This is a genomic window from Alkalibacterium subtropicum (genome assembly GCF_900112455.1).
Classification (GTDB): domain Bacteria; phylum Bacillota; class Bacilli; order Lactobacillales; family Carnobacteriaceae_A; genus Alkalibacterium; species Alkalibacterium subtropicum.
Genome location: NZ_FOLT01000003.1, coordinates 272612 through 298886, shown reverse-complemented (window position 1 = coordinate 298886; position 26275 = coordinate 272612). Strand labels below are relative to the sequence as shown.

The 26275-nt window shown below is 45.2% G+C and carries 22 protein-coding genes and 1 riboswitch; of the genes, 17 read left to right on the top strand and 5 right to left on the bottom strand.

Annotated elements, in window-relative coordinates:
• The first annotated feature begins 225 nt into the window (after positions 1–225).
• The 5 genes from BM049_RS04855 to BM049_RS04835 all read left to right on the top strand — a co-directional run bounded on the left by BM049_RS04855 (position 226) and on the right by BM049_RS04835 (position 6601).
• The gene (locus BM049_RS04855; protein WP_483860446.1) at positions 226–3087 is read left to right on the top strand and encodes a sigma-54-dependent transcriptional regulator; all 2862 of its coding nucleotides are present in this window, start codon (positions 226–228) and stop codon (positions 3085–3087) included.
• Positions 3088–3294: 207 nt separating this feature from the next.
• Complete coding sequence (locus tag BM049_RS04850; RefSeq protein ID WP_091529111.1) at positions 3295–3786, top strand: PTS sugar transporter subunit IIB; 492 nt, start codon at positions 3295–3297, stop codon at positions 3784–3786.
• Between the two features lie 52 nt (positions 3787–3838).
• Positions 3839–4813 carry a mannose/fructose/sorbose PTS transporter subunit IIB gene (locus tag BM049_RS04845; protein ID WP_091529109.1) on the top strand — a complete coding sequence of 325 codons (975 nt, stop codon included), beginning with the start codon at positions 3839–3841 and terminating at the stop codon, positions 4811–4813.
• A gap of 29 nt (positions 4814–4842) precedes the next feature.
• Positions 4843–5640, top strand: coding sequence for a PTS mannose/fructose/sorbose transporter subunit IIC (locus BM049_RS04840; RefSeq protein WP_091529108.1), 798 nt, complete (start codon positions 4843–4845; stop codon positions 5638–5640).
• A 19-nt stretch (positions 5641–5659) separates the two neighbouring features.
• Positions 5660–6601, top strand: coding sequence for a PTS system mannose/fructose/sorbose family transporter subunit IID (locus BM049_RS04835; RefSeq protein ID WP_091529106.1), 942 nt, complete (start codon positions 5660–5662; stop codon positions 6599–6601).
• 77 nt (positions 6602–6678) lie between these two features.
• On the opposite strand, the gene rpoN is transcribed toward BM049_RS04835, so the two are convergent.
• The gene (gene rpoN / locus BM049_RS04830; RefSeq protein WP_091529105.1) at positions 6679–7959 is read right to left on the bottom strand and encodes an RNA polymerase factor sigma-54; all 1281 of its coding nucleotides are present in this window, start codon (positions 7957–7959) and stop codon (positions 6679–6681) included.
• A gap of 145 nt (positions 7960–8104) precedes the next feature.
• On the opposite strand from rpoN, the gene BM049_RS04825 reads away from it, so the two are divergent.
• The 4 genes from BM049_RS04825 (at position 8105) to BM049_RS04815 (ending at position 10885) form a co-directional block, all read left to right on the top strand.
• On the top strand, positions 8105–8452 hold the full coding sequence (locus tag BM049_RS04825) for a hypothetical protein (RefSeq protein ID WP_143079456.1): 348 nt from the start codon (positions 8105–8107) through the stop codon (positions 8450–8452).
• 9 nt (positions 8453–8461) lie between these two features.
• Positions 8462–8734, top strand: coding sequence for a hypothetical protein (locus BM049_RS11720; RefSeq protein ID WP_143079455.1), 273 nt, complete (start codon positions 8462–8464; stop codon positions 8732–8734).
• Positions 8691–9092: a hypothetical protein gene (locus tag BM049_RS04820; protein ID WP_177188593.1), complete on the top strand. Its 402-nt coding sequence runs from the start codon at positions 8691–8693 to the stop codon at positions 9090–9092. The genes BM049_RS11720 and BM049_RS04820 overlap by 44 nt, the downstream gene beginning before the upstream one ends.
• A gap of 95 nt (positions 9093–9187) precedes the next feature.
• On the top strand, positions 9188–10885 hold the full coding sequence (locus tag BM049_RS04815) for a M3 family oligoendopeptidase (RefSeq protein ID WP_091529100.1): 1698 nt from the start codon (positions 9188–9190) through the stop codon (positions 10883–10885).
• Positions 10886–10945: 60 nt separating this feature from the next.
• Here BM049_RS04815 and BM049_RS04810 read toward each other — a convergent pair whose 3' ends face one another.
• The gene (locus tag BM049_RS04810; RefSeq protein ID WP_091529099.1) at positions 10946–11968 is read right to left on the bottom strand and encodes a GNAT family N-acetyltransferase; all 1023 of its coding nucleotides are present in this window, start codon (positions 11966–11968) and stop codon (positions 10946–10948) included.
• Positions 11969–12733 (bottom strand): GNAT family N-acetyltransferase, encoded by a 765-nt coding sequence (locus BM049_RS04805; protein WP_091529096.1) that lies wholly within the window; start codon positions 12731–12733, stop codon positions 11969–11971.
• Positions 12734–13266: 533 nt separating this feature from the next.
• Here BM049_RS04805 and BM049_RS04800 point away from each other — a divergent pair.
• The 4 genes from BM049_RS04800 to BM049_RS04785 all read left to right on the top strand — a co-directional run bounded on the left by BM049_RS04800 (position 13267) and on the right by BM049_RS04785 (position 18376).
• Positions 13267–14634, top strand: a complete 1368-nt coding sequence (locus tag BM049_RS04800; RefSeq protein ID WP_245751860.1) for a peptidoglycan DD-metalloendopeptidase family protein — start codon at positions 13267–13269, stop codon at positions 14632–14634.
• Between the two features lie 104 nt (positions 14635–14738).
• On the top strand, positions 14739–15503 hold the full coding sequence (locus BM049_RS04795; protein WP_091529094.1) for a TrmH family RNA methyltransferase: 765 nt from the start codon (positions 14739–14741) through the stop codon (positions 15501–15503).
• Positions 15504–15662: 159 nt separating this feature from the next.
• Positions 15663–16190 (top strand): HD domain-containing protein, encoded by a 528-nt coding sequence (locus tag BM049_RS04790; RefSeq protein ID WP_091529092.1) that lies wholly within the window; start codon positions 15663–15665, stop codon positions 16188–16190.
• An 854-nt stretch (positions 16191–17044) separates the two neighbouring features.
• Complete coding sequence (locus BM049_RS04785) at positions 17045–18376, top strand: ISL3 family transposase (protein WP_091529090.1); 1332 nt, start codon at positions 17045–17047, stop codon at positions 18374–18376.
• A gap of 114 nt (positions 18377–18490) precedes the next feature.
• On the opposite strand, the gene BM049_RS04780 is transcribed toward BM049_RS04785, so the two are convergent.
• Both BM049_RS04780 and BM049_RS04775 read right to left on the bottom strand, forming a co-directional pair.
• The gene (locus BM049_RS04780; RefSeq protein WP_091529089.1) at positions 18491–19357 is read right to left on the bottom strand and encodes an SDR family oxidoreductase; all 867 of its coding nucleotides are present in this window, start codon (positions 19355–19357) and stop codon (positions 18491–18493) included.
• A gap of 38 nt (positions 19358–19395) precedes the next feature.
• Positions 19396–19812, bottom strand: a complete 417-nt coding sequence (locus BM049_RS04775; RefSeq protein WP_091529087.1) for a hypothetical protein — start codon at positions 19810–19812, stop codon at positions 19396–19398.
• A gap of 189 nt (positions 19813–20001) precedes the next feature.
• Positions 20002–20168: riboswitch (M-box (ykoK) riboswitch) on the top strand.
• A gap of 242 nt (positions 20169–20410) precedes the next feature.
• On the opposite strand from BM049_RS04775, the gene mgtE reads away from it, so the two are divergent.
• From mgtE to pheT, 4 genes are all read left to right on the top strand, one after another.
• Complete coding sequence (mgtE, locus tag BM049_RS04770; RefSeq protein ID WP_091529085.1) at positions 20411–21778, top strand: magnesium transporter; 1368 nt, start codon at positions 20411–20413, stop codon at positions 21776–21778.
• A gap of 100 nt (positions 21779–21878) precedes the next feature.
• Entirely contained in the window at positions 21879–22226 is a 348-nt protein-coding gene (locus BM049_RS04765; RefSeq protein ID WP_425426035.1) for a winged helix-turn-helix transcriptional regulator, read from the top strand.
• 305 nt (positions 22227–22531) lie between these two features.
• Positions 22532–23578 (top strand): phenylalanine--tRNA ligase subunit alpha, encoded by a 1047-nt coding sequence (gene pheS, locus BM049_RS04760; RefSeq protein ID WP_091529084.1) that lies wholly within the window; start codon positions 22532–22534, stop codon positions 23576–23578.
• Positions 23579–23584: 6 nt separating this feature from the next.
• Complete coding sequence (pheT, locus tag BM049_RS04755) at positions 23585–26002, top strand: phenylalanine--tRNA ligase subunit beta (RefSeq protein WP_091529082.1); 2418 nt, start codon at positions 23585–23587, stop codon at positions 26000–26002.
• The last annotated feature ends 273 nt before the right edge of the window (positions 26003–26275 follow it).

The following is a 26275-nucleotide window of genomic DNA, read 5'->3' as shown; positions in this document are numbered from 1 at the left end:
GAATCATCAGCAGATATTTTTAAAAAAATCAGGAGCAGTTCTTCAGATAGGGTTATCTGGGGAACTGCTTTTCTGTCTGAAAAGAAGAGGTGTCAAGGAACTGCTCGATAGAAAGCGAAAAGTCTAGTGTGTTTTTTTCTGTGTTAGTGTGTTTTTCGATCGAAAAAAGTGTATACTGATAATGACAAAGAAGTTCACAGAACGATACACTTGAGGGGGATCAGCGTGAACCGTAAACAACGCGTTTTGAATTATGTCAATGATGCCTGCACGTCCTTTACGCGCCAGGATATAGAAAAAGGTATGGGGATCACCACTAAAGAAGTGGCTGATGCGCTGGGCAGTATGCGCAGCAATATTTCCAAAGACCTGAACCAGCTTGCACGGGAAGGCAAGCTGAAAAAAATCGACGGCCGACCTGTCCGGTTTATACCGATCGAAAAAGCACGCCACAAGCCATTGACCAGACATGTATCCAGTTATAAAGAAATAAATCCGCCGTCTGCCGGGGTGACTCAAGAGGTATTAGATTATTCATACAAGCAGACTCGTGACATCTTTAAGTCGATCATCGGTGCAAATGGGAGTATTAAGAATGCAGTTGAACAGGCCAAAGCAGCCGTTCTTTACCCGCCGAAAGGACTGAACACCCTGATCACCGGTCCGACAGGTTCCGGGAAATCATTCTTTGCCCATGCGATGTTCCGCTTTGCTCAGTCACAGGAACTGATCGATAAGGACCAAGAACTGATCGTCTTTAACTGTGCCGACTACGCAACGAATCCTCAGCTTCTGATGAGTTACTTATTCGGGTACGCCCAGGGAGCCTTTACAGGGGCAGCGAGTTCTAAAGAAGGACTGATCCAGCAGGCAGATGGCGGTATGCTCTTTCTTGATGAAGTGCATCGGCTACCGCCGGAAGGACAGGAAATGGTCTTTTACTTCATGGATACCGGCACATACAGCCGATTGGGTGAGACAGGGAAGAATCGACGTGCCAGCGTCCGTATCGTGTGTGCGACGACGGAAGATCCAAAGTCCACCTTTTTAGATACCTTCATGCGTCGCATCCCGATCAATATCCACCTGCCTTCATTTAAAGAAAGACCGGTCAGTGAACAGCTCGATCTGGTCAAATTGCTGACAGGACTCGAAGCCAATCGCATTCAGCGTAAAATCACTTTGAACGAAGACGTAGTCAAAGGTCTGATTGCGAGCGTAGGATATGGAAATGTCGGTCAATTGAAATCTTCCATCCAGCTGGTCTGCGCCAGAGGGTTCATGAATCAGTTGAATAAAGATGAGATATCCCTCACGGTGAAAGATCTGCCGGAGACCATTAAGGATCATCTAGTCGGTCTGTCATCTAATCGGCTTGAACAGGCCGATCTGTCAAAGCACGTGGAAGCTAAAATGACGATCAATCCGAATGAACCGTTTTATAAAATGGCGATGGATTCTTATGAGCTGCCTTATAACATATACGATATCATTGGTGATAAAGCGGCACTGCTGGAAGCGGAAGGGCTCGATCGGGATTCGATCAATCAGTATATCTCAACCGACATCAACGTGCATTTAAAATCTTTCTACCGAAATCACGGTTTCTCTTTCCAGACAGAGTCTAAACTTGCGGAAGTGGTCAGCAAAGAAGTGATCCAGTTTGCCCACCAGATCTCCGAGGAAGTTGAACGGGCACTTGGTGGTTCATTTAAACAGAACTTTATCTATGCGATCAGTCTGCACATCAGTTCTCTGTTAAGCAAGATCAGCACTGGTCAGGAAAGAAAGATGAACAACCGCATACGTGAAATGGCGATGACTTATGCGAAAGAATACGCTGTAGCAGAACAGCTAAAAGATAAGATCGCCGATTATTTCGAGGTGGAGATACCCGACAATGAAATCTACTACTTGACAGTCCTGCTGGTTTCTCTTAAAGAAGAACTGGCTTCTGGACGGGTCGGTATCGTCATTGCGACACATGGGAATTCGACAGCGAGCAGTATGGCGAGAGTCGCCGAGGAACTGCTGGATACATCAGGGGTGGTGGCCATCGATATGCCGCTCGACATGTCTCCGACCGTTGTTTATGAACGCATCAAAAAAGCGGTCCTGGATGTAAATGAAGGCAGTGGTGTCCTGCTGCTTGTGGATATGGGTTCCCTCGCCACGTTTGAAACGTCTCTGCAGAAAGAAACAGGCATCCATATCCGTTCGATCGATATGGTGTCGACGGCCATCGTTCTGGAAGCTGTCAGAAAAGCGTCATTAGTAGATGCGGATATTGAACTGTTGTATGAATCACTGACAAAGTTCAGTGGCTACACAAAAGAATTGCCTAGACATGATGACCAGCGTCAGCCTTCAAAACGTAAACCGCCTATCGTCCTGGCCGTGTGTGCCAGTGGGGAGGGAACAGCCCGGAAGCTGAAGGAAATCATTGAAAAAACCCTTGTAAAATCAAACGATGCCGGGATACAGGTAATGACATGCTCCGTGGCAGAACTGGATGCAAGAATAAGCGAATGGCAGGAAAAATATACGATCATTGCATCGACTGGCATCGTCAATCCTAAAATACCGGCGCCCTTCATTCCGCTTGAACGGTTCATCGAAGAGAAGCCTGAACATCTACTCAGCAAATTCGTCGGGCTGGCATCCGCTGAACCCGAAGAGCCGATAGCCGATGAGAGTCAGGCAAAAGCAATCATTTATTCTTACGTCGAAGAAAACTTTGCCTTTATCAATCCAAGAAAAGTCGTACCGATCATCTGGTCATTCGTCAGTCAGTGCGAAGAGCTTCGGACGGAAGCAACGGACCAGTACGCTTTTCATATCAATTTAGCGTTTCATGTAGCAGGACTTATTGAGCGTCTGCTTCAAAAAGATGACTTGCCGCAGGAACCGGAAGAGAAACAGAAAACTGTGGAACATCCGCTGTATCCTGAATTCCAGAAAGTAATCAGACGCTTTGAAAAAAGCATTCAGTTGACGGTTCCGTTAGCTGAATATCGCTACCTTCTTTACTTCATTACGAAAGAAGAAGGGAAAATGGAAGATATCGACACACTGCTCACTGAATAACACACTCAAACACAATAACCGACACACTAAAATAGTGTGTCGGTTATTGTGTTTTTTTAAAAAGTCCGACACAGCGCTTTATATCATTTTAGTGTGTTGGCACACTTCTTGCTTATATATAAGTGAGGGGAATAAATAGGTGCTAGTGTAAGATTCCCGAGAATAATTGGAAGGAGTGTTGTTTATAGCAGGAGGGGTTATGGAACGATGGATATTCGTTTGATTCGTATAGATGATCGGCTTATTCACGGACAGGTCGCCACGACATGGTCAAAATCTACAGGGATCAGTCGGATCATCGTAGTGAGTGATGAAGTCGCACGTAATCCTCTTCAGAAGGTGTTACTGACTCAGGCTGCACCACCTGAAGTGAAGTCCCACGTTGTCTCCATTGCCAAACTTAATGATATCGCGCAGCATCCATTGATGGATGGTGTCAAAGTCATGCTCTTATTTACCGATCCTAAAGACGTCATGCGCGTATACCAGAACGGCTTGGATTTTGACAGCGTTAATATCGGCGGTATGAAATACACTGAAGGTAAACAGATGGTGACACATTTTGTATCCGTTGACCAGGAAGATATCGAAGCCTTTAAGTATTTAGATGATAGAGGTATCGATCTGGAAATCAGAAAAGTTCCCGGGGACCGCAGTCAGAAGATGATGGATGTGCTGAGAAAAGGGGATTTTCTGTAGGTATTATAGAAAAAATAACCAGCAGAATATGCTAGTAGTAGGAGGGAAATAAATGGTAGGAATTATATTGGCAAGCCATGGTGAGTTTGCCGAAGGAATACTGCAGTCAGGACAAATGATTGTAGGAGAACAGGAAAATGTCAAAGCTGTTACGTTGATGCCAAGTGAAGGGCCAGACGATATCAGACGCAAGATGGAAGAAGCAATTGCTTCTTTTGATTCAGATGAAGTGCTGTTCCTCGTTGATTTATGGGGAGGTACGCCATTTAACCAGGCCAACACATTGTTCGAGGATCACAAAGATAAATGGGCGATCGTGGCAGGGCTGAACTTGGGAATGCTTATTGAAGCATTTACAGGACGTTTTGGAATGGATAAAGCACAAGATATCGCTAAAGCGATCATCGAACCCGGAAAAGACAGTGTAAAAGTAAGACCGGAAAGTCTCCAGCCTGCAGCTGCAGCTGTTGAAACGAAGAGCGAAGAACCGAACCAGCCATTACCTGAAGGAACAGTGGTGGGTACCGGGAAAATCGATATCCGTCTCGCTCGAATCGATTCACGTCTGCTACATGGTCAGGTGGCAACTGCCTGGTCAAAAGATGTTCAGCCAACACGTATCATCGTTGTGTCTGACGACGTAGCTCAAGACGATCTGCGTAAGAGCTTGATCACACAAGCTTCACCACCAGGAATCAAAGCAAACGTCGTTCCCGTTGACAAAATGATCGAAGTCGCAAAAGACCCGCGTTTTGGTAAAACAAGTGCGCTGCTTCTGTTTGAAAACCCGCAGGATGCCTTGCGTGTCATTGAAGGCGGCGTAGAGATCGAGGAAGTCAATGTTGGATCCATGGCCCACTCAGAAGGAAAAGTCATGATCAATAATGTGCTTTCCGTCGATGAAAAAGACGTTGAATCATTTAAGAAAATGAGAGACCACGGTGTGTCCTTTGATGTACGTAAAGTGCCTTCAGATCAAAGTAAAGACATCTGGCCAATGCTCAAGAAAACGAAGTACGTTGATTAAGAAAGATTTTAAGGAGGGAATATAAAATTATGAATATCATTACAATTATTTTAGTCTTACTCGTTGCCTTTCTGGCAGGGATGGAAGGGATTTTAGACCAGTTCCAGTTCCATCAGCCTATTATTGCGTGTACCTTGATCGGACTTGTCACAGGTAATCCGGTCGACGGTTTACTTTTAGGTGGGACATTACAGTTGATCGCCTTAGGGTGGATGAATATCGGGGCTGCCGTAGCACCTGATGCCGCGCTTGCATCTGTCGCTTCAGCTATTTTAGTAACTTTACGTGGTGCCGGCGTATCAGAAGGTATCGCTTTGGCGATCCCACTAGCTATTGCGGGTCAGGTACTGACGATCTTCGTTCGTACATTGACTGTTGGTATTGCACACGCTGCCGACGGAAAAGCAAAAGAAGGCTCATTCAGAGCTGTTGAATGGCTGCATATCGGAGCATTGATGCTCCAAGGTCTGCGTATTGCGATCCCGGCTGCAATCATTTTATCTGTTCCAGCTGAACTCGTAACAGACGGATTGAATGCGATTCCTGCCTGGCTGACTGGCGGACTTGCCGTTGCCGGTGGTATGATCGTTGCCGTTGGTTATGCGATGGTTATCAATATGATGGCTACACCTAAGTTATGGGTGTTCTTCGCTCTAGGTTTCGCGTTATCAGCTGTTGGTGAACTGAACCTTATCGCGATGGGTATTATCGGCGTGGTCTTAGCTCTGTTATACCTGCAGTTTGCACCTGAATTCAATCAAGGTGGCGGCGGTGGAGGAAACTCCAATGGCGGAGACCCACTCGATGATATCTTAAATGATTATTAAAAAGGAGCGTTGAAAAACTATGGATGAACAAAATAAAGTAAGATTAACAAAAAGCGACCGTTTAAAAGTTTTTTGGAGAAGTCAATTCCTGCAAGCTTCATGGAACTTTGAACGCATGCAGAACGTTGGATGGGCGTATTCCATGATTCCAGCGCTTAAAAAATTATACGCATCAAAAGAAGACCGTGCACTGGCATTGAAACGTCACCTGGAATTCTTTAACACACACCCATACCTTGCTGCACCTGTCCTTGGTGTGACATTGACTCTTGAAGAAGAGAAAGCTGCCGGTGAAGATATCGACAATGCTGCGGTCCAAGGGGTCAAGATCGGTATGATGGGACCTCTTGCCGGTGTGGGCGACCCGATCTTCTGGGGAACACTGCGTCCTGTTCTGGGTGCTTTCGCTGCTTCACTTGCCTTGAGTGAAAGCTGGTTAGGCCCAATCATCTTCTTCCTGGCCTGGAACATTATCCGTATGGCCTTCCTATGGTATTCACAGGAACTCGGTTACGTTCAAGGGGGTAACATCACTCAGAACCTGGCCGGTGGCCTGATGCAGAAACTGACTCAGGGAGCTTCCGTTTTAGGTATGTTCATCATGGGTGTCCTGGTACCGCGTTGGACAGCCATGAATTTCCCGATGGTCATCAGTCGAGTTGAAAATGCCGAAGCAGACATGATCGACTTTGCGGCGATTTCAGAAGCGGCCAATGAAGGTGTCTTATCTGGTGATATGCTGAGAACCGTTGTTGCGGATATTCAAGCAGGCATGGCTATCCAGCCTGAAGAAGTGACGACTTTACAGAACACATTAGATCAGCTGCTGCCTGGTGTGGCACCCTTACTGCTGACACTCTTCTGTGTGTGGTTATTACGTAAGAAAGTCAGCCCAATTACAATTATCGGCGGTATCTTCGTAGTCGGCGTTATCGGTTACGTTTTAGGTATCTTAGGATAATATACACGTTAAAAACAAAAAAACACTTTCTGAGAGCGGGGCGTCAGTTGACGCCTCGTTTATCAGGAAGTGTTTTTTTACTCTTTTCGCTGTTTGGACGAAGGGATGTTCAGCTGCTTGCGGTATTTTGTCACGCCTCTTCGGGACAGAGTAATGGCCTGTGCCTTAAGCGCGTCTGAAAGAGCCTGATCCGACAAAGGCTTGGCTTTATCTTCTGACTGGATCAGATGCTGAAGAGCCTGAATGATCTGATCTTTAGACAGCTCAGACTGGCTCGAGCGCCGGGACAGGAAGGTCTTTAACTCTCTGGCCCCGTATGGCGTTTCGATATAGGTCTCCCGCACGGCCCGGCTGATCGTAGACTGATCCAGACGCAGTTCTGCAGCCAAGTCATTCAGCTGGAGAGACTTGAGCGGTGCACCTGTATTCTTGAAATAGGCCTGCTGGTGCAGGGCGATGGCGGTTCCCACGCGCAGGATCGTTTCTTTACGTTTTTCAAGACTCACCTGAAGGATATCGTATTCCTTTTTCTTCTCTTTGATGTAGGATTTTAGCTGCGGATCCTCAGAACCGCTCAATTCTTCAAAGTAAGATCGATTGAAACTGACCAGCGGTGTTTGATATTTTGTCTCCCGGATAATGAGCTCGTCTTTGTCAACGCTGACACTGAGTTCAGGAAGAACAAAGGGGGTATAGGAGGACTGATAAGTTTCACCCGGCGAAGGGTTCAGTTTCTTGATAAACTGATAAACCTGTTTGATTTCTGCTTCAGTTACATCATAAGTTTGAGCAAGTGAAGACCAGTTCTTGTGTGTCAGGGATTCCAGATTTTCTTCAATGACGATATAGGCTATAGACGGTGCAAAGTCCAGCCGTTCCGTCTGAAGAAGCAGGCATTCTTTAAGATCACGGGCCCCGACACCGGAGGGATCGAGCTGCTGAAGCAGGGTCAGGGCATCCAGGAGCTCAATAGGATCAGCACCTGTTTCATTCCTCGCTTCCTCGATCGTTTTGGTCACATACCCGCGATGATCAAGCTGATTGACCCACCAGAAGATGAGTTCGCGCAAGTAGGTTTTTCGGTAAAATAATTCGATCTGTTCTTTTAAAAAGTCGTAGAGTGAAGGCTGACTGGCTGACGTCTGGTCAATGGTTGATGCGGTTTCGTTCAAAGCCGATTGAATCAGGCGACTTTCCTGTTCTGGCATATCCACAAAAGGATTGTCCAGGATCTGATTACTTAAATAAGTGGAAAGCTCTATCCGATTCAGCTGAAGAAGGTGGACACCCTGCACGAGATTCGGGATATAGGACTGCTTCTGTTTCTGCAGCTGCTGTGGTTGATGTCTGAATTCCATATAAACCTTCCTTTCCAGTCTAGTTTAACATAAACAGCTCCGTTATTATTATAATCTTATGAAGTGATTTTTAGGTACAGTCACTAATATAAACGTTGAGGAGTCTGATCATTTCTTTATTGGACGTGCTCACAAAGAAAACAGTTTGAGCGATGCCAATGCACCCTCTATGGGACGTACTCACAAGGAAACCAGTGTGAGTGATGCCAATGCACCCTCTATTAGACGTACTCACGAAGGAAACAATTTGAGTGATGCCAATGAGCCTCACATTGGACGTAATCAGCAGGAAACCAGTGTGAGCGATGCCAATGTGCCCTCAATTGAACGTGCTCAGAAGAAAACCAGCTTGAGCGATGTCAATGAGGCCTCAATTGGACGTACTCGACAGAAAACCAGCTTGAGCAATGCCAATGTGCCCTCAATTGAACGTGCTCAGAAGAAAACCAGCTTGAGCGATGCCAATGTGCCCTCAATTGGACTTACTCAGTAGAAAAACAGTTTGAGTAGTGCTAATGCACCTCACATTGGACATGCTCAGCAGAAAAACAGGCTGAGTAGTGCTAATGCACCTCACATTGGACGTACTCAGAAGGAAACCAGCTTGAGCGATGCCAATGTGCCCTCAATTGGACGTGCTCAGAAGAAAACCAGGCTGAGTAATGCCAATGCACCCTCTATTGAACGTACTCACAAAGGAAACAATTTGAGTGATGCCAATGAGCCTCACAATGGACGTGCTCACGAAGGAAACCAGCTTGAGCGATGTCAATGAGGCCTCAATTGGACGTACTCGACAGAAAACCAGCTTGAGCAATGCCAATGAGGCCTCAATTGGACGTACTCGACAGAAAACCAGCTTGAGCAATGCCAATGTGCCCTCAATTGGACGTACTCGACAGAAAACCAGCTTGAGCAATGCCAATGTGCCCTCAATTGGACGTGCTCAGCAGAAAAACAGGCTGAGTAGTGCCAATGCACCTCACATTGGACGTACTCAGCAGAGAAACAGGCTGAGTAGTGCCAATGAGGCCTCAATTGGACGTACTCAGAAGAAAACCAGCTTGAGCGATGCCAATGTGGCACGCGTATGTGTATCGTTCACTGACTATAGGGACAGTTTATGGGGCTAAGCGGGTTTGAAACTGAGCGTTTCTTCATTTAATTATACTGAAATTATAATCCCTGTGCTATACTGTTACTAACTTATATATATAGGGGGAAGACCATGAAATTTAATGACTACACTTATGAACGACCGGATTTTGATTTATTTAAAAAAGATTTCGTACATCTGATCGATCAGCTGAAAAGCGCCGGATCCGCGGAAGAAGTCAAAGACGTGATCGACAATGTATCTGCACTGACCTCTTCACTGGATACCATGGCAACACTGGCTTCCATTCGCTATTCGATCGACACAAAAGACGATTTTTATGAACAGGAAGACAACTACTGGAATGAATATGGTCCGCTGTATCAGGAGTTAAACACGCGCTATTACAAGGCTATTATGGATTCACCGTATCTGGATGAGCTGAAAGCGGCTTACCCACGGACCTTTATTCAGAATATGCAGTTCGAACTGGATTCCTTTGATGCCAGTGTGATCGAGCTGCTTCAGAAAGAGAACCAGCTGAGCAGTGATTACCAGAAACTGATCGCCGCTGCAGAAATCGAATTCGACGGAAAAACACTGACCTTGTCTCAGTTTGGCCCCTATCTTCAGTCGACGGACCGGACAGTCAGAAAAGAGGCGAGCCAAGCCCAGCTGAGTTACTTTGAAGAAAACGAAGAAAAACTGGATACGATTTACGATGAACTGGTCAGCGTCAGAGATCAGATCGCTAAAAAACTGGGCTACAAAGATTTCGTGGAACTGGGTTATGTCCGAATGAAACGCTTTGACTATGACCGCGATATGGTCGAAGTTTACCGAAAGCAGGTCCTGGACTATGTGGTGCCTGTCACGAAAAAACTGGCTGAGCGTCAGGCGGACCGTATCGGGATCAAAGATTTGAAACACTATGATGAAGCCCTGCAGTTCTTAGACGGGAATCCGACACCACAGGGCGACCCGGATTACATTATTGAAAACGGACGGAAGATGTATCATGAATTAAGTGATGAAACCGCAGAATTCATCGATTTTCTGTTTGACCGTGATCTTGTTGATCTGCTTTCTAAAGAAGGAAAAGCGAGTGGCGGCTACTGTACCTACATTCCTGACTATAAATCGCCGTTTATTTTTGCAAATTTCAATGGGACGTCAGGCGATATCGATGTCCTGACACATGAAGCCGGTCACGCTTTCCAGGTCTATCAGTCACGCTGGATCAAGCAGCCGGAAATCGTATTCCCGACGTTTGAAACCTGTGAGATCCATTCAATGAGCATGGAGTTCTTTACTTATCCGTGGATGGACCTCTTCTTTAAAGATCAGACCGAGAAATACAAATTCGATCATTTGAGTGGCGCGCTCCGTTTTCTGCCTTATGGGGTGCTGGTGGATCACTTCCAGCATAAAGTGTATGAAAATCCGGAGTGGTCACCCAAAGAGCGCAAAGCCTGCTGGAGAAAACTGGAGAAACAGTATCTGCCGCAGCGTGATTATTCTGAAAGTGATTTCCTGGATAAAGGGACGTATTGGTTCAGACAGGGACATATCTTTGCCTCGCCGTTTTACTATATCGACTACACGCTTGCACAAGTCTGCGCCCTGCAGTTCTGGCAACGTGCCATCGTCGATGAGGATGACAAAGCCTGGGGAGACTATATGGCCATCTGTGAAGCAGGCGGCACGAAGAGCTTCCTGGAAACAGTAGAAACAGCCAATCTGCGTTCACCTTTTGAAGAAGGCTCGCTGGAGCGTGTCGTGAAAACGATCGATGACGCTCTGGAAGCCGTGGACGATAAAGCGTTATAAGATAAGATAAAAAAAGATAACCGCTGAGTATAAGTCAGCCGGTTATCTTTTTTTTGCATTTTACTCCTTGTTTGTATGGTCATGAAGCTGATTTTCAAGTGCATCAAGCGTTTCTGTCTCTTTTTCAATAATCTGCTCCAAATCCTGCAGCTCTTTCTCTACATCCTGGATCAATGTGTTTGCCCGTTCGAATGATTCAGAAACGTCGTCAGACAAAAGTGCCTCTTTGGATAAGCCATGCAGGATCCAAGGGGAAGGCAGATCGAAAGGATGATCCGTTGGAAGAAGGGCAGCTTCTCTTTCAGATAGATCCCACCAGATCACTGTGTCACGATCTTTTTGCTGGGCAGCCTTCAGATTTTTCTGAATGGTTCTGAACAAACCCGGCTGTTCCATAAAATCGTGCCACGGATAAACTACATGTAAGTAATTCATGCCTTTAAATTCTTCCCATAGGATGACGCAGCGAGATTTATCTGCATTCTCGTAAAAGTGCCAGTCGTCAAGGGACCCTTCGAACAGTTCTTCACTGACAGGGAAAGGGTAGTACGCTTCAAGCGGAAAAACCTTTTTATCAAAAGATGGATCAAGGTACGTGCGTCTGATCCAGTCCGCCTTCTCGGAGATATCCGTTATTTCAGCCCAGTGCGTGGAATCGTCTTTGATCAGACTGCTGACTGAATCTGTTTGAGCGGCATAAAGCAGTGTTACTGGAGGCAGACCGACTTTTTTCAGGACTGCCTGTGAGGCTTTGTTATGCTGTTCAGTATTGGCGCCGATCCATTTTACATCCGGATGCAAGAGGGCCTGCTCCAAACTGTATCTGACTATTTCTGTCCCGTAGCCGTTTTTTCTATAACGCTCGTCGGTCCTTAAACGCCCCAGCATGGCATAGTGATCTTTGAATACGGTGAAGCCCGACAAGGCAACGAGTTCATCAGACACAAACAAGCCGAAGAGATGATTGGGTCCACTGATGATACGGTGAAAGGCCCACAACATATAGTCGTCATCCAAGCCTGTCTGCATGTTTTGGTAGTAAGCAAGATCGTCTTGTGTTAGTCGTCTTATCTCTTTACTCATTTAACCTTCTCCTTTGATAACTTTTTGTGCGCCGATACGAAAGCCTTCATAGTTGAATCCCGCTTTTTTATACATCTCTTTAGGAGAATCTTCCGCATCCGCCGCAAGGAAGACAAGGGTCTGTTTTGCCAGTGCTTCTTCAATAACGAAGGCTTGCAATGCCGTCGCCACTCCCTTGAACCGGTATGTTTCAAGGGTAAAGAGATCATCCAGTTCCAGTCCCGCGTCACTTTCGATCGTAATACAGGAACCGGCCGGATCACCCTGGAAGCAAGCAAGCAGAAACGTCACCGATGCGTCCCTGTAAAGACGGTCATAATAAGTCTGTTTGGACTCCGCGAAAGATTCAGATACCGTTTTGTCTTCTATATAATTAAGTCGTTTGAATGAAGCCAGCTGATCAGCCTGTACGACTTCTACAGAAATGTCCGGATTTTTCTCCTTCCCTGTATATTGAGCGGGGTCTAGTGAGTAAAGCTCAAGCTTTTCCAGTCCATACTCAGCTTCATTTAAATAGTCCAAAGTATCCGGCAAGATGCCCTGATTTTCGGGCCAGTAGAATTTGACATGACTCAGACCGTTCTCTAATGAGAAAACGAGGTGCATCGATTCGATCAGTTCAAATTCTTCCCGCGTCGGTGAATACTTCAGCTGAAAAAAATTGGAATCATATCTGAATAACGCAGCTGGATCATAATACTGTGCAAAAAACTCATTCTCATCGATCAGCGCGCTGTGTGTAGCGATGGATTTAAACGTGACCATATTCGTCTTCCTTTCTATACTTAATATAGAATAGCAAATTCACAGAGAAACTGTAAGTCTAAAGTGTCATGTCGTCTTAAAAGAAAAAAATGCGATAAGGCACGGCAAACATAACTCGACAGGGAGCTTTGCAGAAGAAATGTGTCTGTGCAAAGATACAGCGTGAGGATTTTTATACGAGAAAGTGAGAAATTATGTCAAATGAAAAAGGGATTTGTCACCTTTTGTTCACTACTTTTTGAAGATGATTTCTTATATATTTTCAAAAAATAAACGACAAATCCCTTTATACCAGCGTTTTTTAAAGTTACGGTTCGCCAATTTTCCTTCAAATAATACAGTTGTGTAACAAAGACGCATATCTTTTGTCATTGGATTTAAATCTTAGGTTCGATTATCCTATGCTATCATATATCTAGTGCTCCCTCTAAGCGAGCAAACTTAAAAGGTATAAACTGATATTTAAACGTAAATAATAGAATGATCAGGAAGAGTCGCTGATCAAAAAAATGATGGATTAGGAGTTTTTCAGAGTGAATAAAAAACGTATCGTTACAGCAATGGCTTCAGTGTTACTTGCAGCACCATTCTTGCGTCCGATGGAAGTCGATGCTTCTCAGAGATTAAATGAACTTCAGCAGCAGGAACAACAACTGAGAAAAGAATCGCAAAAAGTGAGCGGTGAAATACAGAGTCGTGAAGAAAAAATGGCTGCGCTTGAAAAAGAAAAAGCTCAGCTGGAAAAAGAAGTAACGGCACTTCAGGCAGACATCGACACGTTAGTAGTGGAGATCAGTGAACAGGAAAAAGAAATCCAGCGTATCAAAGAAGAAATCGAACGCCTGCAGGAAGAAATCGCACAGCTGCAGAAACAGATCGATTCCCGCAACGAACAGCTGGAATCACAGGCTCGTTCGGTTCAGACGAACGCCAGCGCTTCAGACATCATCGACTTATTGATGTCAGCTGAAAGCTTATCTGATTTAGTTGGTCGCATCAACGTCGTAAATAAACTGGTTACTGCAAACCAGGAGATCATGGATGCACAGATCGCCGACCAGAATGCTTTAGAAGAAAACGAAAAACAAGTTAAAGCTGAACAGGAAGAGATGGAAAAAGTAAAAGCTCAACTGGAAATCAGCCGTAATAATTTAGTGAACCAGCGTCTAGAATTAGATGACAAAATCGTTCAGATCGCAGAGAAATATGAAATGACTGCTGAAGAAAGAGATTCATTCATCAACGAACAGGCGATCCTTGCAGAACGCACCAGCACTTTAAATGAAGAAATGAAAGCTGAAAAACAGCGCATTATCGAAGAAGAACGTGCCAGACAAGAAGCGATCCGTATCGCTCAGGAAAAAGCGCAGAGAGAAGCAGAAGCGAAAGCTAAAGCAGAAGCCGCAGCAAGAGCTAAAGCAGAAGCCGCGGCCGCAGCCAATAAAAAAGAGGAAGCTACAACCTCTTCAAACAGCTCAAGCAATGCCTCATCTAACAGCTCAAGTAATGCTTCATCAAACAGCGGCTGGTTACGTCCGGCAAATGGCCGATATACTTCACACTTTGGCTACCGTGTCCATCCTGTAACAGGTAGACGCTCGTTCCATAACGGAACAGATATTGCTGGAGGCGGACCGATCCGTGCTTCTCGTGCAGGGACAGTTAAATCAGCATCTTACTCTGGAACATATGGCTACCGTGTAATCATTGATCATGGTGATGGCTATGAAACACTATATGCTCACATGCAGCCTAACTTAAGTGTTGCGCCGGGACAGAGAGTTTCTCAAGGACAGCAACTGGGAATCATGGGTACGACTGGACGTTCAACAGGCGTTCACTTGCACTTCATCGTTTATAAAAACGGTACACCGGTCAATGCCATGAACTATATCAGATAAGTAAATAAGACTCTATACCAGGAGAGAAAGCAAAACAGCTTTCTCTCTTTTTTTTTGTCGTGTATACTGAATGAAGAAGACTAATGCCTGGAGGAATAACCGATATGGAGAGAATCGAATCGACACAGAACAAACAAGTTAAAGAATGGAAAAAGCTGCTCACACGAAAAGGGAGAAAAAAACAAAACCGATACCTTGTAGAAGGTCTGCATTTAGTAGAAGAAGCCATGAAATCTGATGCTGAGATCGACGTACTGGTCATCAGAGAGGATAAGGTTACAGACTACGCTTATTTATATGAAGAAAGAGAGATAGACGCTGTAGAGGTAACAGAAGAAATTTCCAGCATGCTGAGCGATGCCGTGACCGAACAGGGGGTACTGGCCGTTATAAAAAGTCAGGAATCACCTGAAAGTTTAAGAGGAGATAAACCGGTCTTGATGCTGGATGAAGTACAGGACCCGGGAAATCTCGGCACCCTGATACGCACCGCTGATGCTGCAGGCTTTGAAGGCGTCATTATCGGAAAAGGGTCCGTGGACTTGTTTAATCCGAAAGCACTGCGGTCAGCTCAAGGCAGCCACTTTCACTTGAGTATCATCCATGATGACATCGAAACATGGATCAGCGTGTTTAAAGACAGAGGTATTCCTGTCTATGGTACAGCTTTAGATGAAAGAGCGGTCTCGTATCGTTCGATAGAACCGCAGGAAAAGTTTGCCCTGATCGTAGGAAACGAAGGGAACGGCGTGAATCCTCAGATATTAGAACAGACGGATGAAAATCTGTATATTCCTATTAAAGGTCAGGCAGAATCGCTGAACGTCGCGATCGCAGCCAGTATATTGATGTTCAGTCTTTATCATTGATCAGGCGTTTTTGACAAAATTGTCACAAACGCCTTGAAAACGTTTTAAAAACGGATTGTTTCCTTTTCTTTTTTCACTTTAAGGAGTAAGATAATTTATGGACAGTCGCATAGCGTACGACTGCAGACATCACTGACTCGTTTGAAAAGGAGACTTTCCATGGAATTTGTTCGTTCAATTTGGGAAAATGACACAGACTATATGACATTAGTCGAAGATTTACTTAAAGATGAAGATTTACTTAAACTAGATGATATTACACATCACCACTATACAACACGACTGATCCATTCATTATTTGTATCCTATGTAAGTTATAAGATCGCCAAACGCCTGAACCTTAACGTGAGAGCAGTTGCCAGAGCTGGTCTGCTGCACGATTTCTTTCATGAAGGCAGAGAAGAGATCGCGTCGATGAATGAAGGTTCTCACAACTGTGTTCACCCAAAAATCGCAGTTAAAAATGCTCAACGCCTGACTGAATTAAGTGAGCTTGAAAAAGATATCATCCTGAAACATATGTTTTTAACCACCAGAAAATCTGGAATCCCTCTATATAAAGAAAGCTTTGTTGTGACGTGTGTGGATAAATACTGCGCCATTAATGAAGTATCAACGCCAGTAAGAATGAAAGTGAAAGAAAAAATTTCTGAGTGGAGCTTGAAACTAAGAGTGGTTCACGCTTAGTTCACTTGTTATAATACCGATTGCGTTTAGAAGCTGTTTCTACTTATGTTCAAGTTCTTTGGACATAAATGGAAACAGCTTTTTCGTTGTATCATTTTTTTACTTTATGGACCGTTTAGTAAAGAAGAGGCGAGTCTCGGAGGAAAATGTGGATGCGCGTGACGTTACAGTTCATGGATGACACACTCGATATACAAACAGGAGCTGAGCGTGTCATTATGGCAGTGAAATGACACACTCAAAATATAAATAAGTCTGATCTTGTCATTTTGGGTTCGAAATAACAAAGTCAGACTTAACAGGAACCTGAGCCGGTCATTTTAACTATAAAGTGACCGGCTCAAAAATCAAAAATGAATGAGTGTGTCGTTTTCTTCTAAAAATGGCAAACTCGGATGTGAGTAACGAGCCAGTTTGTCATTTCAACAATAAAATGGCAGACTCAACTGAAGACAGCTTGTTGACTTGGTCATTTGCAGTATAATACGTAAAGGATACTTATATTTATGTTGTGCTTGGGGTCTTTGTGGCGCTGTTGATCTTTCTTGGGCGCAAAAAAGTGCTGAAATCGATAGTGACGCTAATTCTCTCACTTTTATATTGATATAAGTACTGCTACCGGGATCACCGGCAGGGAACTAAGTCAGTATGCAGCTGAACGATTAATAACCGGGAAAGTCAGTTCCGGACAGCTTAATAACGAGAAAACCCGATGAATCAGAAGATTCAGGTTGTACAATAAAGGACGTTGGTGAGAGAGAATCTCACTAACGTCCTTTTGTTTATATTAGAAAACAAGTGAGTTCTCCTGTAGAATAATAGTCGACGAAAACATCACCTAAGGAGGAACCCACTTGCCTACTTCAAATAATATGCGAAACGTTCTAGATATTCAAGATAAACATCTCACTTTTTCCGATGATTGCGTCACCAAAGGTGACTTTAAGGGTAAGAAATGTAAGTTCATTGACTGCACATTGTCCTATGTACCTAAAGAATGTGCGCACTGCGAGGCGCCCAATGTAGGGTTTAGTATTTATAAAAATGGAACTCAGACCTCTCGGGTAACCTTTCCCATGGCGGGGATCTTGCCTACATACTTGCGTATCAGAAAACAGCGTTTTATGTGCAAGCGCTGTGGTAAAAGTTTTACTGCTCAGACCCCCGTCGTTGAACGTAACTGCTTCGTCTCGAACTACATAAAAGCACAAATCTTGACTCAATCCGGTGAAACCCGATCGGTAAAAGATATAGCCAAGCACACCAATGTCTCAGAAGCGAGTGTTCAGCGTGTCCTTACATCAGAAGGTGAATGTTACCGTCCACATTATCATTCACTACCAGAAAACTTGTCTTTTGACGAATTTAAATACGCCAGTGGGCGCATGGCTTTTGAATACATTGATGCAGAAACGGGCGATATTTTGGATATCTTACCAGCTAAAGACAGTCGTTATGTCACTCAACATTTCTTGTCTCGATACAGCCTCAAGCAAAGAAGCGAAGTGAAGACCATAACGATAGACATGAACGCCAGTTATATGAGCTTCATACCCACGCTATTTCCTAACGCTCATATTATCATTGATCATTTCCACATCATCCAACTTATTAATCGCTCAATGAATAAAACACGGGTGACAATAATGAACCAACTGAACAACTCAAATGGCGAAGATCAGAAAAAGTATCGACGGTTAAAACGCTACTGGAAAAAGTTACTTAAGAAAGAAAAAAATATCACTTATACGACCTATACCTTCTACCGCCTGTTCGGTCAACGAACTGAAGCAGCCATTCTATCGGAAATACTTACCTATGATCCAACATTAAAGGCCACCTACGTTTTGTATCAGTCTATCATTGCGGCCGTTGAAGCGAACGACTTTGAACGATTGTCGGCTATATTGAATCAGCCTTGTTCTCCGGATGTGTCCCCTCAGATGAAGACAAGCCTGCGGACGTTGAGAAAACATCTAAGTGCGATACGCCATACCTTTATTTATCCGTACAACAACGGACGGATCGAGGGCATCAATAATAAAATAAAGGTCCTGAACCGAGTAGCCTACGGCTACCGCAACTTTGCCAATTACAAGAATAGAATCATATTGCACTTCAAGCTTAATCAACAAATAGAACAGGAATCTGTCAAAAAAAATGAAGAGCACACATCAGCTGCCTAGGTAGCTGAGATGTACTCTCCGATAACTTAAAAATATTTAGCTATTATTCTTCACCAACGTTAGTTGACGTAGAACCAAGATTCATCGGGTTTCTTTATACATAATATATAAAACTCAGCCGTTGACGACGGTGCCGCCATTGACGTGAAGCGTCTGGCCGGTGACATAACTGGAATCACTCGTGGCGAGGTAGACATAAGCCGGCGCCAGTTCGTAAGGTTCACCGGGACGATCCATCGGCACACCCGCATGTTCTTCATAAGAACTGCCTAGAGTGGCCGGGATAAGCGGTGTCCAGATAGGTCCTGGAGCCACAGCGTTCACGCGGACTTTCTTCTCGATGAACTCTTTGTTCTGAGCCAGCGACCGGGTAAAGGCGATGATGGCCCCTTTAGTCGACGCATAATCCATCAGTCCGGGAGATCCTTTGTAAGCTGTAACGGAGGAGGAGTTGATCACCGCACCGTTTTCAGCTAAGTAGGGGAAGACTTCCCGTGACCAGAAGATAGTTGAAAAGATATTCGTCCGGAATGTCCGGTCCAGCTGTTCTGCACTGATATCCATGAGGCTTTCCTGGGCATGCTGTTCGGCAGCATTATTGACCAGGACATGGATAGTGTTCCATTCATCCGCAACAGCCTTCACTGTCTCTTTAACAAAATCTTCGTCACCCACATCGCCGGCAAAAGTCAGGCATTTCACGCCTAATTCTTCAATGCGTGCCTTGGCTGATTTAAGATCTTCATTGTCTTCTAAGTCGACCAGGGCAACATTTGCGCCTTCTTTGGCAAAGGCAATGGCCACCGCACGGCCGATACCGCTGTCTGCACCGGTCACGATGGTATTGAAGCCTTTCATTTTATCTGCCGGTTTATAGGCATCACTTTCCACTTGCGGGACCGGGTCCAGATTCTGGCGGTCATCATCCATCAAATATTCTTTCTTCGGCTTTTGAGATTTAAGATTTTCTTCTCTGCTCATTAAAACCGTCCTTTCTTAAAATAAATGGATCAAAAAGTTTAAATCGGTGAATTCTGAATGACTTGCTCATTGGCTACGTCGATGATCTCCAGACTGTTGTCTTCTTCGACATAAATGGTTTTAAAGATTTGCACATCGCCTTCCATGAATACGAAGACACGTCTTGTTCCTTCTGAGACTAAATAAGCGTCATAATCGTTTGGATCAAAGCCGTCCTGTTCAGCAAACTCTTCATATTCGTCCAGATTTTCAACAAGTTCAGCCTGTTCGAGCTCTTCATCGCTCACCGGCGCCAGATCTTCCTCTGTAATGATGGCCTCGTTGGGTTCGTCTTCTATAGCGGCTTCTTCCTCGATCGGATCCAGGCCTTCTGTTTCGCCGGGATCATCCTCTGTTGTACAGGCACCTAAGGTTAAGGCAGCCATAAATAGAACGATCAGTTTTCTTTTGTTCATTGTAACCCTCCTTGAATAATCGACTTGAAACGTGTGTCCTTACTCATTAAGTATAAGTAATCTGGGAGACTGCTACAAAGATAACGCTTCGTATCGACATTTCCCAAAAGTCGCTTCCTGTTACAGTTGATATGATAATTATTGCTTGCTTGAGTAAATAAGATTCGTTATGATTAGTACGAAAGATAACAGTAACCTTGTTAGGTGAGGCTACCATATGGAGACACGCTACTGCCCGGAAATGTCTAAAGACGCCAACGGGTCAGCAGGAATTTTCGGATGAAGGGGATTCTTAACGTAGCTGAGAACATTTCTCTATGCCATGTGAAGCTGAAGCTCAACGACAGAGGTGTTTTGGGAGATGACATACCGTTCATTTTCTTGACACGCTCATAACGCAGCGTGTTTTTTTGACTGTATATTTATCTTTAAGGTGATCAGTCAGTGATGTATTTCTATGATACCTTCTTAAAAAATTCTCGGAAAATGGAGGTGAGGCGAATGGATCCGGTTCCCTTGTCAATCAATAATTATAAGAACCAGTTAGCTTTATATTATGTACCATCGCCAAACCGGCATAGAGAAGGGTGTTTTGACCATGAAACTAGTAAAAAGCAATAAACAGAAAACCTACGAACACATATTTAAGGCAGCCAAAGAAAACGACAAGCAGGCTTTTCGAGAACTGTTTTTAAGACTGCATGACCGGGACCAGCATGAAGTGTTTCATCTGCTGTATCCAGATAAGAAACGTAAAATATCTGAATTTCTGACGCCTGAAGAGTTTGCGGAAATATTCGAATGGATGGAAACGGAAGATCAGGAAGCTGCCGTCCAGTACTTGCCGGATGCCTATATGGCTGAAGTCTTCAATACAATGGCTGCGGATGACGTGGCTCGATTCCTGACTGAGAGTGACGAGACAGATAATCAGACATTGCTGGACATGATGGACGATGAAGAGAGCCAGCGGGTTCAGGAAATCATGGCTTACGAGGCAGAAACTGCCGGCTCGATCATGACGAAAGAGTTCATTGCCATCAAAAATACAGAATCTATGGCTGAAGTCGTCAAACGTTTGAGAAAGATCGGCCGTGAAGCAGAAACGATTTATTATTTATATGTTATCGATGATAAAGAAAGACTTGTAGGTGTGCTGTCTTTAAGAGACCTGCTGCTGTCACCGGAAGATGAGATCGTGGAAAATATCATGTTCAACCAGGTCGTTTCTGTTAAAGTCAGTGATGACCAGGAACACGTGGCGCGTGTCATTCAGGACTACGACTTGCTCGCCGCCCCTGTACTGGGCTTTGACGGAACTATGCAGGGCATCGTCACGGTCGATGATGTCATGGATATTATAGAAGAGGAAACGACGGAGGACTTCAACGAATTTGCTGCGATCAGTCGTGGAGATGAAGACCGCCGCAAACCTTCGCCACTCTCTACAGCAAAAGCGCGTATTCCCTGGATCGTTGTCCTGTTGTTTCTGGGCATGATCACTGGCGGACTCATCGGCATCTTTGAAGAGACCCTGGAATCGGTGGTCCTTTTGGCCGCATTCATGCCCATCATGATGGGGACAGCCGGTAATGTGGGAACGCAGTCGCTGGCTGTTGCGGTCAGAAATCTGACCGTCGATGATGACCGGGACAAAGACAGCTTCTTCCAGACCATAAAAAATGAACTGGGTGCCGGGATGATCATGGGTCTGATCGCCGGGATCGTCATGATCGGCATCGTTGTGGTGGTTTACGGCAATCCCGTACTGGCCTTTATCATCGCTGTGTCCATGTTCATCACAGTGAGTCTGGCGACCGTTATCGGGACGACCATACCGACCATCATCAATAAATTCAAGATCGATCCGGCAGTAGCTTCAGGACCTTTTATAACGACCATCAATGACTCGCTGAGTCTGATCATTTACTTTACTATTGCGACCATGCTGATCGAATTTCTGTAATTGTGAACGAAAATCTAAATTTTGAAAATTCGGAATGGGGCGTACCATTTTAATTCTGTTAGTGGTATACTGTTTAGTGTGAAAGTAGAGGTGACAGCATATGATAGAAATGGCTACAACAGATACAGTTCAAGATAAAGTCATTTGCCCGAAGTTTGAACAGACCTTTGCCATCCTAGGTAAAAAGTGGACAGGCTTGATTATTGATGTATTGTTGGATGGACCTCGTCGTTTTAAAGATTTATCTCAGTCAATATCCGGCGTCAGCGACCGCGTGTTAGTTGAACGCTTGAAAGAGCTTGAAAAAGAAGATATTGTAACAAGAGACTTGGACGATTCCTGTGAGATGAAATCAGGCTATTGTTTAACTGAAAAAGGAAAATCCCTTAAAAATGTCATGACTGAAATTCAGGAATGGGCAGATCAGTGGATCTGTGAAATAGACTAAAACAAGAGATGAAAAAGAGTACGTTGATGAGACAAGGTTAGAGAACGGTGCCCCGGCTGAAAGCATCGATTGGATCATTTGCGGAAGTTCACTTTCATCACCTCTCTGTAAGGATCCTTTGAGCAGAAAGGTATGTAGATCGGTAAGTGATCTCGGTATGCGCCGTTATGCAGAAGTGCAAAAGGAAACTTTTGAACAAGGGTGGTACCGCGTGTTGACCTCGTCCCTCTATTGGGATGGGGTTTTTTATTTTGTCAAAAAAAGATAGTATGCAAAACGCATAGTTAAAGTAAAGGAGCATGACGATGGAAATGGAAGAGAAGTTAACAGCGCTGCTTGAAGAGGCCAAAGCAGAAATAGGGAATGCGGCAGGGTTAAAAGAATTGGAGAGTTTGCGTGTCAAATATTTAGGGAAAAAGGGTGAAGTCACAAGCGTCCTTAAGGGAATGAAGGACCTTACACCAAAACAGCGTCCGGTCCTTGGTAAATTAGCCAATGAAGTGCGTGACGCAATCACTGCTCGTTTGTCTGAGAAAAAAGAAACGCTTGAACAGGAAGCCCTGAAAAAACAGCTGGCTGAAGAAACGATCGATGTGACGCTTCCCGGTAAGAAAGTCACGACGGGACAACCCCACGTGCTGACTCAGATCATGGAAGAAATCGAAGACCTCTTTTTAGGTATGGGCTACCAGGTGATCGAAGGGACAGAAGTCGAAACCGATTACTATAACTTTGAACGCGTCAATCTGCCGCAAAATCATCCGGCCCGTGACATGCAGGATACGTTCTATATTACTCCAGACGTCCTTTTGCGTACGCATACCTCGCCGATCCAGGCACGGACGCTGGAACAGCATGATTTTGCAAATGGACCGCTTAAAATGATCAGTCCCGGAAAAGTGTACCGTCGTGATACGGATGACGCCACACACTCTCACCAGTTCCACCAGATCGAAGGAATGGTCATTGACGAGAACATTACCATGGCTGACTTGAAAGGGACGCTGGAACTTCTGGCTAAAAAGATGTTCGGAGAAGAAAGAGAGATCCGTCTCCGTCCGAGTTATTTCCCGTTCACGGAGCCGTCTGTTGAGGTCGACGTGTCCTGCTTCAAATGCGGCGGTAAAGGCTGTAATGTCTGCAAGCAGACCGGATGGATCGAGATCCTCGGTGCCGGTATGACCCATCCGCATGTGCTGGAGATGTCCGGTGTCGATTCCAGGAAATATGGCGGTTTCGCATTCGGACTGGGACCTGATCGTATCGCCATGCTGAAATACGGTGTGGATGACATCCGCAATTTTTATCTCAACGATCAGCGGTTCTTAGAACAATTCAAGAGGAAAGGGTAGAAGAGCATGAGAGTATCAGTGAAGTGGTTAAGTGAATATTTAGATTTAAGCGACATAGCGCCGGTTGAACTGGCTGACCAGATCACCTTGACAGGTATCGAAGTGGATGACGTGACCTTACCGTCTCTAACGTTAGATAACCTTGTTGTCGGAGAAGTCCTGACAGCTGAAGAGATGGCCGATTCAGACCATCTGAAAGTGACCGCGGTCGATGTCGATCAGGAGGCGCCCCAACAGATCGTCTGCGGTGCACCGAACGTGAAAGCCGGTCAGAAAGTGATCGTTGCCTTACCGGGCGCCAAGCTTCCGAATGGATTGAAGATCAAAAAAAGCAAATTGCGTGGAGTGGAATCCAACGGGATGATCTGCAGCCTGCAGGAACTCGGTTTTGCAGAGGCTGTCGTGCCTAAAAAAGCGGAAGATGGGATCTACGTCCTGCCAATGGAAGCTAAGACCGGTCACAGTGTCTTGCCGTATATCGGGCTGGATGACGCGTTTATCGAGCTGGACATCACCCCGAACCGTGCCGATGCCTTGAGCATGCGCGGTGTAGGATATGAAGTGGGGGCTATTTTGTCACAGAAACCGGCCTTCCCTGAAGTGACCGTTTCGGAAGATCGATCTGAGAATATCAGTGACTATATTCATGTATCTGTGGATAACTCACAGGATGTCCCCGTTTACAAGATGCGTGTCATCAAAGACGTCACGGTACAGGAAAGCCCAATGTGGCTGCAGCGTAAACTTATGAATGCCGGTATCCGGCCCATCGATGCCGTGGTTGATGTCACCAATTATATTATGCTGGAATACGGCCAGCCCCTGCATGCCTTCGACTACGATGCGCTGGAGTCGAAAACGATCCGCGTGAGAAGAGCCGAGCAGGATGAAAAACTGGTCACCCTTGACGGGCAGGAACGCCGTCTGAATCCCGGCAACCTTGTGATCACCAATGGCGAAAAACCAGTCGCCTTAGCCGGTGTCATGGGCGGTGAAAATACTCATGTAACGGGTGCTACACAGACGATCGCACTGGAATCCGCATTGTTTGAATCTAGTGTCATCAGAAAAACAGCGCAGTCACTGAATTTGAGAAGCGAGTCAAGTGCACGTTTTGAAAGAGGGCTGAATACCGCAGCTATTGAACGCGCACTGGATCATGCGGCACAACTGATCGCCGACCTTGGAAACGGCCAAGTCGTAAGCGGCGTTGCCCGCGTCGAAGCGATCCAGCCGGAAAGTAAACAAGTGACCATTGCTCTGGAGAGGATCAATCAGGCATTGGGCACAGATTTGGTCATGGATGAAGTCGTTCATTTAATGGACCGCTTAGGCTTTGACAGTGAAACGTCCACGCGTGAATTGACTGTCACCGTACCGCCAAGACGCTGGGATATCGAGATCGAAGCAGATATCATCGAAGAAGTGGTGCGCCTGCACGGCTATAACCGTTTACCTGCAACCCTTCCTAAAAGTGAATCGATTCCAGGGGAGCTGACCCACAAACAGCAGCGTGTCCGCGATACCCGTCATTTCATGGAAGGAGCAGGCTTGTCTCAGGCCATCAGTTATGCACTGACGACGAACGAGAAAGCTGCAGCCTTTTCGCGTGTCGAGGGAGAACCTGTGAAACTGGACTGGCCGATGAGTGAAGAACATCAGGCTCTGCGCAAAAGCCTGTTAAGTGGTCTGCTGGACAATGTGCAGTACAATGTGGCCCGTCAGAACAAGCATGTCGGCTTTTATGAAATCGGACGCGTCTTTTATCCTGTGACAGACAGTAAACTGCCGAGAGAAGTAACGCATGTAGCTGGAGCCTTGACCGGATCCCGTGTTGAAGCGAACTGGCAGGAAGACGAGCAGCCGGTCGATTTTTATGCAGTGAAAGGTATCCTGGAAGAATGGTTTACGGTCATCGGTGTATCGGACGAAATCAGTTACGTGCCGACCAATACTTATCCGGAACTGCATCCGGGACGCACAGCCAAAGTCAGATGGCAGGGTCAGGTCGTGGGTGTGCTCGGTCAGCTGCATCCTCAGCTGGCAGACGAACGCGATCTTAAAGAGACCTATTTATTTGAAATCGACATGGATGCCTTGCTGGATACAGACAAAGAACCGCTGATCTATTCATCTATCCCTAAATATCCGGGCACGTCAAGAGATGTGGCCTTTGTCGTAGACGAGACAGTCCTCCATGAAACGGTTCTTTCTGTCATGAAAGAAAACGGTGGAAAATGGCTAAAATCCATCCGACTCTTTGACCTTTATCAGGGCGAGAATATCGAACAGGGCAAGAAATCGATGGCGTACAGTCTGTCTTATCAGAATCCTGAAGCCACGCTGAAAGAAGAGGAAGTCACAAGTGACTTTGAACAGATCAAAAAAGCGTTAGTTGAAGAACTGAATGCGGAGATCCGTTAGTGAAATAATAATCTTATGACGAAATAAAAAAGAGACTGGGAAGTAATATACGGCCAGTCTCTTTTTATCGTCTGATATCTTTAGCAGTGACTGGAAAGCGAGAAGGTAGGTTCGACACTTTGGAATAAGATATCATAACGTAGCTGTCGAAGAATGAGAACTTCGGTCATTAGGAAAAGGTTCCAGGCTGGAAAGTACCGAAATTACCTCAAGTTAGGTATGTAAATCAATGGCAGGCACTGCTAATTGTCGAATACGTCTATGTTCGGCAAT

Excerpts from the sequence above, each read along its gene's own strand:
- BM049_RS04850 (WP_091529111.1), top strand. The coding sequence starts at position 3,295 with ATGGATATTCGTTTGATTCGTATAGATGATCGGCTTATTCACGGACAG.
- BM049_RS04845 (WP_091529109.1), top strand. The coding sequence starts at position 3,839 with ATGGTAGGAATTATATTGGCAAGCCATGGTGAGTTTGCCGAAGGAATA.
- BM049_RS04840 (WP_091529108.1), top strand. The coding sequence starts at position 4,843 with ATGAATATCATTACAATTATTTTAGTCTTACTCGTTGCCTTTCTGGCA.
- BM049_RS04835 (WP_091529106.1), top strand. The coding sequence starts at position 5,660 with ATGGATGAACAAAATAAAGTAAGATTAACAAAAAGCGACCGTTTAAAA.
- rpoN (WP_091529105.1), bottom strand. The coding sequence starts at position 7,959 with ATGGAATTCAGACATCAACCACAGCAGCTGCAGAAACAGAAGCAGTCC.
- BM049_RS04820 (WP_177188593.1), top strand. The coding sequence starts at position 8,691 with ATGGACGTGCTCACGAAGGAAACCAGCTTGAGCGATGTCAATGAGGCC.
- BM049_RS04815 (WP_091529100.1), top strand. The coding sequence starts at position 9,188 with ATGAAATTTAATGACTACACTTATGAACGACCGGATTTTGATTTATTT.
- BM049_RS04810 (WP_091529099.1), bottom strand. The coding sequence starts at position 11,968 with ATGAGTAAAGAGATAAGACGACTAACACAAGACGATCTTGCTTACTAC.
- BM049_RS04805 (WP_091529096.1), bottom strand. The coding sequence starts at position 12,733 with ATGGTCACGTTTAAATCCATCGCTACACACAGCGCGCTGATCGATGAG.
- BM049_RS04795 (WP_091529094.1), top strand. The coding sequence starts at position 14,739 with ATGGAGAGAATCGAATCGACACAGAACAAACAAGTTAAAGAATGGAAA.
- BM049_RS04790 (WP_091529092.1), top strand. The coding sequence starts at position 15,663 with ATGGAATTTGTTCGTTCAATTTGGGAAAATGACACAGACTATATGACA.
- BM049_RS04780 (WP_091529089.1), bottom strand. The coding sequence starts at position 19,357 with ATGAGCAGAGAAGAAAATCTTAAATCTCAAAAGCCGAAGAAAGAATAT.
- BM049_RS04775 (WP_091529087.1), bottom strand. The coding sequence starts at position 19,812 with ATGAACAAAAGAAAACTGATCGTTCTATTTATGGCTGCCTTAACCTTA.
- mgtE (WP_091529085.1), top strand. The coding sequence starts at position 20,411 with ATGAAACTAGTAAAAAGCAATAAACAGAAAACCTACGAACACATATTT.
- BM049_RS04765 (WP_425426035.1), top strand. The coding sequence starts at position 21,879 with ATGATAGAAATGGCTACAACAGATACAGTTCAAGATAAAGTCATTTGC.
- pheS (WP_091529084.1), top strand. The coding sequence starts at position 22,532 with ATGGAAATGGAAGAGAAGTTAACAGCGCTGCTTGAAGAGGCCAAAGCA.
- pheT (WP_091529082.1), top strand. The coding sequence starts at position 23,585 with ATGAGAGTATCAGTGAAGTGGTTAAGTGAATATTTAGATTTAAGCGAC.